General features: G+C 46.4%; 13 protein-coding genes. 2 read left to right on the forward strand and 11 right to left on the reverse strand.

Going from position 1 to position 12,118, the window contains the following annotated elements; genetic code table 11:
- Positions 1-32: 32 nt before the first annotated feature.
- Positions 33-1,661 (reverse strand): putative polysaccharide biosynthesis protein, encoded by a 1,629-nt coding sequence (locus M1D67_RS16450; protein ID WP_020452634.1) that lies wholly within the window; start codon positions 1,659-1,661, stop codon positions 33-35.
- A 234-nt stretch (positions 1,662-1,895) separates the two neighbouring features.
- Here M1D67_RS16450 and M1D67_RS16455 point away from each other — a divergent pair, with 234 nt between their 5' ends.
- Positions 1,896-3,170: a BaiN/RdsA family NAD(P)/FAD-dependent oxidoreductase gene (locus M1D67_RS16455; protein ID WP_479831395.1), complete on the forward strand. Its 1,275-nt coding sequence runs from the start codon at positions 1,896-1,898 to the stop codon at positions 3,168-3,170.
- Positions 3,171-3,400: 230 nt separating this feature from the next.
- A complete protein-coding gene (gene opuD / locus M1D67_RS16460) occupies positions 3,401-4,936 on the forward strand; it encodes a glycine betaine transporter OpuD (RefSeq protein WP_105980601.1) in 1,536 nt (511 codons plus the stop codon).
- Between the two features lie 34 nt (positions 4,937-4,970).
- Here opuD and M1D67_RS16465 read toward each other — a convergent pair whose 3' ends face one another.
- The 10 genes from M1D67_RS16465 to M1D67_RS16510 all read right to left on the reverse strand — a co-directional run bounded on the left by M1D67_RS16465 (position 4,971) and on the right by M1D67_RS16510 (position 12,027).
- Positions 4,971-5,153, reverse strand: coding sequence for a sporulation protein Cse60 (locus tag M1D67_RS16465; protein WP_003184510.1), 183 nt, complete (start codon positions 5,151-5,153; stop codon positions 4,971-4,973).
- A 165-nt stretch (positions 5,154-5,318) separates the two neighbouring features.
- Positions 5,319-5,633: a rhodanese-like domain-containing protein gene (locus M1D67_RS16470; RefSeq protein ID WP_020452637.1), complete on the reverse strand. Its 315-nt coding sequence runs from the start codon at positions 5,631-5,633 to the stop codon at positions 5,319-5,321.
- Between the two features lie 82 nt (positions 5,634-5,715).
- Positions 5,716-5,850, reverse strand: coding sequence for a hypothetical protein (locus M1D67_RS16475; protein ID WP_023855526.1), 135 nt, complete (start codon positions 5,848-5,850; stop codon positions 5,716-5,718).
- A complete protein-coding gene (locus M1D67_RS16480) occupies positions 5,847-6,965 on the reverse strand; it encodes a response regulator aspartate phosphatase (protein ID WP_180806814.1) in 1,119 nt (372 codons plus the stop codon). The genes M1D67_RS16475 and M1D67_RS16480 overlap by 4 nt, the downstream gene beginning before the upstream one ends.
- 104 nt (positions 6,966-7,069) lie before the next feature.
- Positions 7,070-7,429 carry a DnaJ family domain-containing protein gene (locus M1D67_RS16485; protein WP_023855528.1) on the reverse strand — a complete coding sequence of 120 codons (360 nt, stop codon included), beginning with the start codon at positions 7,427-7,429 and terminating at the stop codon, positions 7,070-7,072.
- Positions 7,430-7,466: 37 nt separating this feature from the next.
- Entirely contained in the window at positions 7,467-8,114 is a 648-nt protein-coding gene (locus M1D67_RS16490) for a YesL family protein (RefSeq protein WP_458117532.1), read from the reverse strand.
- Between the two features lie 13 nt (positions 8,115-8,127).
- Positions 8,128-9,405: a Gfo/Idh/MocA family oxidoreductase gene (locus tag M1D67_RS16495; RefSeq protein ID WP_195536455.1), complete on the reverse strand. Its 1,278-nt coding sequence runs from the start codon at positions 9,403-9,405 to the stop codon at positions 8,128-8,130.
- A 21-nt stretch (positions 9,406-9,426) separates the two neighbouring features.
- Entirely contained in the window at positions 9,427-9,915 is a 489-nt protein-coding gene (locus tag M1D67_RS16500) for a lipoprotein YteS (protein WP_075212781.1), read from the reverse strand.
- Positions 9,912-11,033, reverse strand: coding sequence for a glycoside hydrolase family 88/105 protein (locus M1D67_RS16505; RefSeq protein ID WP_075212782.1), 1,122 nt, complete (start codon positions 11,031-11,033; stop codon positions 9,912-9,914). Before M1D67_RS16505 ends, M1D67_RS16500 begins: the two co-directional genes overlap by 4 nt.
- Before the next feature lie 28 nt (positions 11,034-11,061).
- Entirely contained in the window at positions 11,062-12,027 is a 966-nt protein-coding gene (locus M1D67_RS16510) for an ABC transporter permease (RefSeq protein WP_020452644.1), read from the reverse strand.
- Positions 12,028-12,118: the final 91 nt, after the last annotated feature.

The raw sequence follows: 12,118 nt of genomic DNA on the forward strand, positions 1-12,118 counted from the left end.
TCCCTTTTTTTACATAAAAAGAAAAGCCCTTTTTAGGAGGCCTTTCTTTTGAAAAAGCGATTCAACCGCTGACCGAACATTTTTTCGAGCAGTTTCACACGGTAAGCCAAGTACAGATAAACCGATCCGCCGACCGCGGTTGTGATGAAAATGACGACAGCAGATTTGATCTGCCCGCCTTCATATGAAATAAACAGACTGAGTAGCGCCTGAACAAGCAGCAACATGATGCCCATGACCGCCGTCAGGATCAGCATCAGCAAAAACCGTTTAAACAGTTTGCGATACGAATAGCCGGCATGGCGTTTAATCATAATAAATCCGTACAGGAGTGACGCTGAATAGCCGAGCGCCGTTGCCAAAATCGATCCGCTTCCTTGAAACAGCTTGATGAGCGGAACGTTAAGCCCGATTTTAATTACAATCCCGATCATCAGGCTGACAACCGCAAATTTCTGCTTGTTCACCCCCTGCAAAATCGCAGCGTTGACGGTAAAGAGCGAGAATAACAGCGCCACGGGCGCGTACCAGAACAAAATATCTCGTCCCATTTCAGGGAGCAGGCTTTCCGAGCCGTAAAAGAACGTGTAAACCGGACCCGATAAAAGAGCCATACCGACTGATGCAGGAAGAACGATAAAAAGAATGATCTGCATCGCCTGATCAATCTGTTTATTTAAAGCAGGGAAATCTTTGTTGGTAAAGTTTTCAGTCACCGCCGGGATCAATGTCAGGCCGAATGCCGTCGCGAGAGATACCGGTATCATCACAAGCTTTGGCACGTACAGCGTCACGATCGCCATCAAATCCTGGCTGATGTTTTGATAGCCGGCTGCAATCATCGCTTTATTAAACGTATTCGTATCAATGTACTGGTAAAGCGGTATCGCCAATCCGACAAAGATGTATGGGGCGGCATAGCTGAACAGCTCCTTAAACATTTGCCGGTACGTAATATTGGCGGAAGGAACCAGGTTCGGCTTCAGCGCCAAAAGCGCCCCTTTTCTTTTCTGCCAGGAAAAATAAAGCGTGAACAGCCCGGCGAATGCGCCGATCAAAGCCGCAAAAGTCGCATAGCCGACAGCTACGACAAGCCCGCCGTCTAATACTTTGATCACCAAATAAGTAGCCGTTAATAGAAAGACGATTCTGGCAATTTGTTCAACGACCTGTGAAACGGCTGTCGGCCCCATCATCTGGTGACCTTGGAAAAAGCCTCTGATCAGCGCCAGGATCGGCACAACAAGTAAAGCGAGACTGACCATGCGAATGACATACACGACATGTTCAATCGTCAGCCCGTTGTTTTCTGTTCCGCCGAGAGCCATCTCCGCAAAAAACGGGGCAGACAAATATAGAATGGAGAAAGCAATGATGCCTGTGACGAGCATCATCGACATTCCGGCGCGCAGCATCCTTCTCGTTGTTTCATAATCGCCCATCGAGTTATATTTTGAAACAAATTTGGACACGGCCGCTGGAAATCCCATGGTCGCAATGCTTAAAAAAATCGTATATTGATTATAACCGTACTGGAACAGGGCACCGCCGGTGGCACCGACCATGGCTCCGAACGGAATCAAGTAAATCATTCCGAGGATCCTTGAAATATAGGTACCAAGCGTTAATACAAAGGTGCCTCTTAACAGTTTGCTTGACATGTTCCCAATCACCATTTTTCTTCAATAGATTCAACTTTTCTATTTTAACATACAGGCGCATTACTCAGGTAATAATAACATGGCTAAATTTTAACATCCCCATGTTTTAACGTTTTTTCATCCTGCCGATCTTTCGTTATAATAAGAAGATGGAGCGCGGATATTATCTGATGAAATCCCTCCCGCCTGCACAGAATGCAGGCTCTACAAGACAGGAAAGTTGAGGATATTGGTATGAAGTATTTTGATGTCATCGTCATCGGCGGAGGCCCCTCCGGGCTGATGGCCGCCATCGCGGCCGGTGAACAGGGGGCGGACGTTCTTTTGATTGACAAAGGAAACAAACTCGGCCGCAAGCTGGCCATTTCGGGAGGCGGACGGTGCAATGTGACGAACCGCTTGCCGGTTGATGAGATCATCCGGCATATTCCCGGAAACGGACGCTTTTTGTACAGCGCTTTTTCTGAATTTAACAACGAGGACATCATCAAATTTTTTGAGCGCCTTGGCGTCAAGCTGAAAGAGGAAGATCACGGAAGAATGTTTCCTGTCTCCGACAAGGCGCAGAGCGTAGTTGATGCACTTTTAACAAGGCTTGAACAGCTTCATGTAAGCGTGCAGACAAACGAAAAAGTGAAAACAGTCCTATACAATGAAGAAAAAGCGTGCGGGATCGTGACAGGCAGCGGCGAAGAAATTGGAGCGGGCTCTGTCGTTATCGCTGTCGGCGGGAAAAGCGTCCCGCATACAGGATCGACCGGAGACGGCTATGAATGGGCGGAAAAAGCCGGCCATACGATTACGGAACTGTTCCCGACAGAAGTTCCGGTTACGTCTGACGAGCCTTTTATCAAGCAGAAAACATTGCAAGGCCTATCATTGAGAAACGTCGCTCTCAGCGTATTGAACAAAAAAGGAAAACCGGTCATCACCCACCAAATGGATATGATTTTTACCCATTTTGGACTTTCTGGGCCCGCTGTCCTCAGGTGCAGCCAATTTGTCGTTAAAGAGTTGAAAAAGCAGGAAAAAGTCAGGCTGAAAATCGACTTGTTCCCTGACATTCATGAAGAACAGCTTTTTCAAAACATGCATAAAGAATTAAAGGACGCTCCGAAAAAATCACTCAAAAACATGCTGAAGCCTTGGATGCAGGAAAGGTATCTGTTGTTTCTTCTCGAGCGCAACAAGATTGATCCTTCTGAAACGTTTTCATCCCTTTCCAAAGACCGTTTCAGAGCTTTCGTCAAAGACTGTAAAGAGTTTACCGTCAACGTGAACGGCACTCTTTCGCTTGACAAAGCCTTTGTGACCGGCGGAGGGGTTTCCGTAAAAGAAATCGATCCTAAAAAAATGGCGTCCAAAAAAAAGGAGGGGCTTTATTTCTGCGGGGAAATCCTCGATATTCACGGCTATACGGGCGGGTACAATATCACATCCGCGCTTGTCACAGGCAGACTTGCAGGCATGAATGCAGGCGAATTTTCACTTTGCCGAAGAAAAAAATAAAATTGCTCCAAACCCTTGACAAATGTGGAATGGCAGAGTTTCAGCGCAGTGCTGAGACTTGTGCCTTTTTTGAAAAGTATGTTACGGTTAAAGAGTTTTGTTTCACCTGATTGTGGGGTAATAGGGGAAGCTAGGTCAAACTTCCTGAGAGAGAATGAATTTTATATGTGCAACTCATACTAAACATAATGATGGGAGTAAGGACGAAAAATGATTAGAGGGTGAGGATGATTTTGAAAAATATTTCAAGCGTTTTTTGGATTGTGATTGTTATCACAGCAGCAGCTGTATTATGGGGAATCGTTGCTCCTGATAACCTTCAGGCGTTAACGACTTCGATTCAAGGTTATGTTACGAACACACTAGGATGGTATTATTTATTGGTGGTTTCTCTGTTTGTCGCATTCAGCATCTTTTTGATCTTCAGTCCGATCGGAAAGATCAAATTAGGGAAACCTGAAGAAAAACCTGAATTCTCTCGATTATCTTGGTTTGCCATGCTTTTTAGCGCAGGTATGGGCATTGGTCTCGTATTTTATGGCGCGGCTGAACCGATCAGCCATTTTGCCATTAGCTCTCCATCAGGTGAAACAGAAACAGCCCAGGCCTTCAGAGATTCTCTGAGGTATACATTTTTCCACTGGGGATTGCATGCATGGGCGATCTATGCGATCGTTGCTCTTTGCATCGCGTACTTTAAATTCAGAAAAGACGCGCCTGGCTTGATCAGCGCGACGCTGTTTCCGGTCTTCGGCGACAAAGTCAACGGACCGCTTGGAAAAGGGATTGACTGCATCGCTGTCTTCGCAACCGTCGTCGGTGTAGCGACTAGTCTCGGAATCGGCGCCACGCAGATCAACGGCGGACTCCATTATCTATTCGGAGTACCGAACAGCTTTCAAGTGCAGCTGGCAATTATTGCAGTCGTTACCGTGCTGTTCTTAGTTTCCGCATGGAGCGGTATCGGAAAAGGCATCAAGTACTTGAGCAATACGAACATGGTGCTGGCCGGCATCCTGATGATCTTTATGCTGTTCGTGGGACCGACAGTGTTGATTATGAACTCGTTTACGGACACGATCGGAACGTATATCTCCAACGTGGTGCAAATGAGCTTCCGCCTTGCGCCTAATGATCCGGACAGCCGTGAATGGATCAATTCATGGACGATTTTCTACTGGGCTTGGTGGATCTCCTGGTCGCCGTTTGTCGGTATTTTCATCGCCCGCGTATCAAGGGGGCGCACAATCAGGGAATTTTTGATTGCCGTATTGTTTGCCCCTACTGTGCTGGCGTTTCTATGGTTCTCAATTTTCGGGGTTTCAGCGATGGATCTTCAGCAAAAAGGGACTTTTAACATTGCAAAACTGTCTTCAGACACGATGCTGTTTGGCATGTTTGACCACTATCCGCTGGCGATGATTACATCTATCGTTGCCTTGGTGCTCATTGCCGTATTCTTTATCACTTCCGCAGACTCGGCAACATTTGTTCTCGGCATGCAAACGACTTACGGTTCACTGAACCCTGCGAATTCGGTCAAGATATCATGGGGTATCATTCAGTCAGCAATGGCTGCAGCGCTTCTGTATTCAGGCGGACTATCGGCGCTGCAAAACACCGCCATCCTGGCCGCACTGCCGTTCTCAGTCGTCGTGATTTTCATGCTTGTATCGTTGTATAAATCTCTGTCACAAGAGCGGAAAGAAATTAAACAGGCTGAGAAATTCCAGAAGCCAAGAAGCCCGAGAGTGAAAAAAGCATAAACGAAAACAGCTCTTCCTTTGAAGAGCTGTTTTTTTATGTCCTGTATAAAATTAACGCAGAAAAACAGTAAAGCTGTTCGCCTTGAGGATCGCATGCGGCTGATACGTCATATTTTATATCGACCAGCTGGTCTTCCGACAGCTTTTTTAAGAATTCATTGATCTCATGCTGCAAATCTTTTTCGTGTTCTTCATCAAATACGGCTACCTTCAGCATACGCTCTCTCCTTTCTATAATGAAAGGTATTCGCACACAGCCGAAGTTATGCTTAAAATCCTGATCGAAAGAACCTTGAAGGTCGCCGGCAGGAGGCTCCGAGCGTTTCCTGACATGTGATAAATAAAAAACTTCTTATCTGTACAGATAAGAAGCCGGACCCGCTTATTTGGTTTTCGGCTTTGTGTTTCCGGTCCATTCGAGCATGCCGCCGACCATATTGGTGACATCAAAGCCTTTATCCTGCAAATAGAGGCAGACATTTTCGCTGCGCTTGCCTGATCGGCAGACAAAAATATAAGGCTGCTCCTTTTGGAAGACATCGAGTTTTTCAGGAATATCCCCCATTTTAATGTGAACGGCTTCAGGGATCATTCCTTCAGCCACTTCTTCATCTTCTCTGACGTCAATAATGTTCAGCGTTTCTCCTTTTGCAAGCCTGTCTTTCAGTTCATCAGCCGAAATCTCTTTTATCGTCATCGTTACTGCTCCCTTCAATTGCCTTTAGGTGAGACTATTATAGCAAAAGTCGGGAGGCAATTTCTATTTCAGCAGGTTTTCTCTATCGTCCACTGTCAGGAAACACTGATTTCCCCAATGTCTGGAACGATCCGTCCTGTGCTGCAGAATCGGCTGTGAAGCTTCCCCCTATCAGACAAACAAGCATGACGGTGAAAAAACAAATGGATTTTTTCATATGAGCCCCTCCTTCATTTTATATATTTGATTCTTGGCATGCTGCGATTTTTCCAGGTAAAGCGCGCTTTTTTCATGGTCGCCGGACTTCATGTAGTAATCGGCTATATCTTTTGTCAGTTCGGCAACATGCGGCCATAGCCGTTTATCGCTCATGTATTCAAGCGAAAGTTCAATATCGAGCGGATGGCCCGCGTCATACAGGGCGAAAATCAGCCTGAATTTCGCCGCGTATTCATCCTCTCCTTGTTCCGCCGCTCTGGTAAATCCCTCTTTGCAGAGACGTCTCGCTTCTTCGGGAGAACCGTTTTTGTACATGAGGTGGGACAGCTCAAAAAGGGTGTTAATGCCAAAGACCGATTGCTCATGGACACCGATTGAAAGAGCTTTTCTAAAGTGCTCCTCCGCCAAAAGCGGCATGCTGCATTTGGCGTAGTTCAGACCCATATTATGATAGATCAGCCCGATGATTCGCCGGTTTTGGAGGGAAACGGCCTGATCAAGCGCCCGGCCGTAGTGTTCCTCGGCTTGTTTGATGCGGAACAGTTCAAACTGAACCGACCCGAGAATCATTTCGCACCCGATCGTTTTGTCTATGTATTCTTTATGCTTGCTGAAAAGTGAGAGCGCTTTTTCGGAGTAGTTCAACGATCTGAAATGATCATCTATTTGGTAGTAGGCAGTTGCGATCTTATAGTAAAATTCCGCTTTTTCAATTTCATCGGTCAGTTTATGCAGCTTCATTTCCGCTTTTTTGTAACAGCTGATCGCCTCAAGATAGTTTTTCTCATAAAACTCATACATGCCTGAAAAAAAGAAAAAATAGTACTGAATGATGTCATCCGCGTTCTTAACCGTTTCCTTCTGCCTTTTAATCTTCCGGAAGAGCTCGGCTGATTCTGCAAACTGCTCCATCATCAATTTGCAGCGGTAGTCCAAAAGCTGAAAATAGAGCTCCAAATCTCTGTTTTTCTCCATTTTAGAGAGCAGGTTTCGGATCTCGTATCTCAAAGATACAGCCTGGAGCGCTTCATGGCGCTTGATCATGGTGTACCACTGATTCAAGAGCCCGGCCGCTTTTTCGTATGCCGCTTTCGCTTCCACTTCTTCATTCATCCTTTCTTCTTTTTAAAAACACAAAAATTACATTTATTAACTTTATTTTACAGAAAATAATTGTTATTGGCAATTATTTTTATGAATAAGTGCAAGGAGTGGCATCAGCTCCAATATTTGAGCTGGCTTTCGAGGTTTTTGGCTGAAACAAGGCCTTTTTGGAATTGGTTCGGACAGGTGAGGTTGTATTTTTTAATTTTTAGGTTGATGGCATCGATCAGCGCTTCGCGCTGATTCGATTTGATCGCTTTTTCAATCTCTTGTTTAATTTCCTTTTGCAGCTTCAGCCACTCCGGCAGATAACGGGCGTTTTTAAGAGTTGACGAAAGCGCATCCCCTTCGAGCGCCTCTTTACTGAGCGGTCTTCCAAAACCGGGGAGGGACTTGAAGTCGTCTTTCTTTTCGCTTTCCTTTACAGCTTGATCAATCCAGTGAAGATATCGTTTTTCAAATTCTTCACTCATGTGGGCCATCTCCTCTCATCACACCTGAAGCAAAGGTTCAGGTGTGTCTTGTCGTTACGACAGTTCCCCTCTGTTCTACGGCCTCCGCTTTTTTCAATACTTGATATGCCAGCCACATGACCGCATAGCTGAGCAGGCTGACGCTGAAAAAAGGAACAATTCCGGGCAGAAAGGCAAAAGCGATATAAAGCACGGCAGCAACCGCCATCATTGTTAATGTATACTGTAAATACGATATGCCCAGAATCAGCGAAAACTTAAAATACATCCGCTTCTTCCAATCGAAATGGGCGAGCAGCGGGAACATATAAAACATCATAATTAAAAACAAAAACCCAAAAATCATAATGACGAACCGGAGAACGTGCAATAGGAAATGCTCCGGATAAATAAAAGCAAGGTCAACATAAATGATGATGCCAACTGCCGCTAGAATAAGACCGATGACGTTGGAACGAAAAAACTCGCCGCGGTACGCCTGCCAAAACGTTTTACATATCGGAATATCGGTTTTGCCCATAATCCATTTTCTCATCACGGAAAACAATGCAGTCGTCGCCGGCATAAACCCGAAGACGCCAAGGCCGAGCAGCGTAAAAACAAACCACAGCAGATTGGCGTAAAAAAACTTCAGCACCCATTCACAAAAACTCAGCACCCTTCCCATGGAGACGCTTTGTTCCACGAATTCCCCCCCTTTATGTATATTGCCGGGTATACAGAAGTTCACTGATTCCTATCGGCTTTTTTTCTTTGATGGAGCGCCATATTGCCTCGCCGGCTGCAATTGAATAGGCGCCTGCTTCGGCACCGGCCAGAATGTCGTAATTCCTCAACGGGTCTCCTCCGCCAAACAGCTCTTCCAAAAGCAGCGGATCTCCTCCGCCATGCCCACCGGGCTGCCTGACGACGCGAATCGTTTCTTTCGATTCAAACAGCGGATAATAATCGATGGTCTGTTCGGGAACTTCAAATGGAACCCTTGCCGGCGCATGATATTCCTGCGTTTCAAGCCTTCCCTTTGTCCCGTTGATTGCAAGCCGGTAGCCTTCATACGGGGCTGAAAAATGGACGGAGTAATTCAGCAGCGCCCCTTTGTCGTATTTCAAAACGGCTGCATACGTGTCCTCGATATCGATTTCTTCATCGAAAATACACGCGTCAGGCCTGTAATCGGTATAGAGCAGCTGCTGGCTTTCGTTGGTCTTGACATGATCGTCCTGCGGGTCGCCTGCCTGCCACCTCATATAATAGCGGCAATTCTTCTTGACATGGCATGTTCCGCAATAGCGTTTTTCCCCTTTTTCAGGATTCATTTCGCCGCCGGGTCCGTAGTAGTACAGGCCTCCATAGGCAAAAACCTCGCGAGGCGTTTGAGCAAGCCACCAATTGACAAGGTCGAAATGATGGGTTGACTTATGGACGGAAAGCCCGCCGGAGTATGCTCTCATCCTGTTCCAGCGTTTAAAATAGCTTGCGCCGTGATACGTATCGATGTACCAGTTCAAGTCAACCGACGTAATCGTGCCGAGCTTTCCTTCAAGTATCAGCTCTTTGATCTTGCGGTGGTACGGATTGCAGCGGTAATTAAACGTAACGGTCACTTTTCCTTTGCTCGCGGCTTCGGCTTTTAATACGGCTGCCGCATCCCGTGCCGTTGTCACCATCGGCTTTTCAGTGACCACATCGATATTCGCCTGTAAAGCGCCCAATATATAGCGGACATGCGTATCATCACGGCCTGCTACAATAATGGCGTCCGGCTTGATTTTATCAAGCATTTCGGTAAACGCTTTCTCCTTGAAAAACGGGACAGGACGAAGCGCCGGAAACCTGTCTTTGCAGACTTCTTCCCTTAGCGGATCGCTGTCCAGGAGCGCGGCGATGCGGTGTTCTTCCCCGTATTTTCCCACTAGAGGCTCGATAAACATGTTAAAAGCGCGGCCGCTCAGACCGCATATCGCATATGTTTTCATCGGTTCCTCCCCCTTTCATTTTCAGCGAAGCGCTTCGATGAGTTCCATCGCTTCAGGGGTTTTCTTCGCATAGACCGGTATGAAAGCTGCCATGTCTGTATTCAGCTGAAACGTATAGCCGTTCAAACGTTTTTCTCCTTTTTCAATGACAGCCGCATACAGCTGTACGTACCCGTTTTTGCCCGGAGCGCTGTATGGCTCTTTTTCTTTCGAAGCAACTTTCAATGGCTGAAGTCCTTCAGGATCGTAAAAAGGTTTAAACATGTCTTCTGGAACGATAAACAGATCTCCTTCTTTCGCCGCAATTTCAACTAGAAGTTTTTCCGGTGCAGCCGGGAAAACGGTGATGTTGAGCTGTTCTTTCCCGGCTGCGCGCTGGACGTTTTCCTTTATTTCAGCCGGTGCATCCGAAAAGATCAATACGTCTGTTCCCCGGCCCCCATCCTGTCCGCATGAGGAAAAAAGAAGCACTGCTGCAAATAGAAGGACGGAGAAAGCGAAGTTCTTCACTTCGCTGCCTCGCGGGAAAAGCGGCCGGTCTTTTCAAGTTCTACAAGAGCCATGATCAATGCGCCGACACCGTGAAGATCGTTGGTGCTTTTTTCCCGCCCGACATAATAATCGTATGTCCCTGCAGAAGTTCCGACGCAAATATCTTTTAAAAGCAAGCCTTCTTTTGCGCTCAGCTCGATTTTCTCTTCGACGAGTCCTTTGAAAGCCTTTGCGGCTCTATCAATATATGATGAATCGATATAGCCCATGCGAGCTCCTTTCGTCATCGCGTACATATATAAACACGAGCAGGAGCTTTCAAGCCAATTGTCCGGAAGTCCGCCTTTATCGACAACCTGGTGCCATAACCCTGTGCGTTCATCTTGAAAATTGGCAATGCTTTTGACCATCTCTTGAAGCACCCGGGTCCACTCCTGTCTCGTGTCATGCCCCTGCGGGAGCAGTTCGATCATATCGCTCAGTGCAAGCGCGTACCAGCCGATTGACCTTCCCCAAAATTCGGGAGAACAGCCTGAAACGGGGTCGGCCCAGGGCATTTCCCTCTTTTCATCCCACGCATGATAATACAATCCCGTCCGGCAGTCTTTCGTATGTTTTCTCATCAGTTTTTCTTCGAGGATGACCATATCGTACAGTTCAGGCTCATTGAACGCTCTTGCATACTTAAGTGCGAAAGGCCCTCCCATGTACAACCCGTCAAGCCACATTTGGTAAGGATATTTATCTTTATGCCAAAACCCGCCTTCTTCTGTTTGATTCAGCGTATCAAAAAGGCCCTTCAGCTTTTTGGCGGCTTTACGGTAGCGTTCATCGCCCGTTTCATCATACAAAGGATAAAGGATAAGTCCGGCTTGTATGGCGTCCAGTTCATCCCTCCTGAAATAAAAATTCCCGCAGCCGTCAATGAGCTCATTGGCGTATTCTTTTACATAGTTGAAATATGCTTCTTTCCCCGTTTCTTCCCAGAGGCGAATCAAGCCGCACAGAAATACACCCTGATGGTAGTGCCAGCGTCCGGCCGGCGGCAGCTCCTTTGGTGTATACGCTTTCATTATTGTTTTGGCCGCTTCTTCGGCAATGTAAAGAGGCGTTTTTGTGATGAGAGATTGATTCATGTCATTCAATTCCTTTCATCAAAAAATATTAATATATTCCTTCTTCTCCAAACTTCTTCGCCATCCTGTTTGCAAATATGACAAGAATGAGACCGACAGCTGCTTTAAATAAACCGACGGCTGTACTGTAGCTGAACTGCCCCTGCTTTAATCCGGCCGTGTATACATACGTATCAAAGATCTCGGCCACTTCGCGGTTCGTTGCATTTAAAAGCAGATACACATGCTCAAAGCCGAGTTCGAGCGTATCGCCGATTTTCAAAATAAGTAAAACAACGATGACGCTTCTGATCGCAGGTAGTGTGACATGCCACATCCTCCTCAGGCGATTGGCCCCGTCCATTTTCGCCGCTTCGTAAAGCTGCGGATCGACAGCGGTAATCGCCGCCAAATAAATGATCGTCGACCAGCCGGCTTCCCTCCAGATGACCTGGAGAATGTACATCGGCCTGAACCAGCTTTCATTCAGCAAAAAGTTGATCTTTTCTCCGCCGAAGTAGGCGATGATCTCATTGATCAATCCTCCGTCAACCGTCAACAGAACGAATGAAAGCGATACCACAATGACCCATGACATAAAATGCGGAATATAGATCAGCGTCTGGACAAACTTTTTGAACAATGCGACTCTGACTTCATTCAATAAAAGCGCCAAAATAATCGGTATCGGAAAGAATACAACAAGGTTGAGGAAAAACAAAATCAATGTATTCTTCAGAAGCATAAAAAACGTCGGTTCGGTGAACAGCCTTTCAAAATGCTTAAAACCCACCCATTCGCTCCCCGTTATGCCGAGAAACGGCTGGTAATCCTGAAACGCTATGACAATCCCCCACATCGGCACATACTTAAAAAGCAAAAAATAAATCAGTCCCGGCAGAATCATCAAATATAAATATTTTTGCTGGAGAAGCTTTTCCCAAAAACGCGTCTTTCGTTTTTTTTCAACAATATGGGCCGGATTTTTTCCGGTCTGGACATCGGCTGCTTTCATAAACGGCCTCCCTTCGTGATGTTTGCTTTCACTTTATCCCACCATGAAAAAATAAATCTACAATCATATCATCACATCGGCCGCACCTCGC

The sequence above is a fragment of the Bacillus sp. PK6-025 genome (assembly GCF_056530265.1).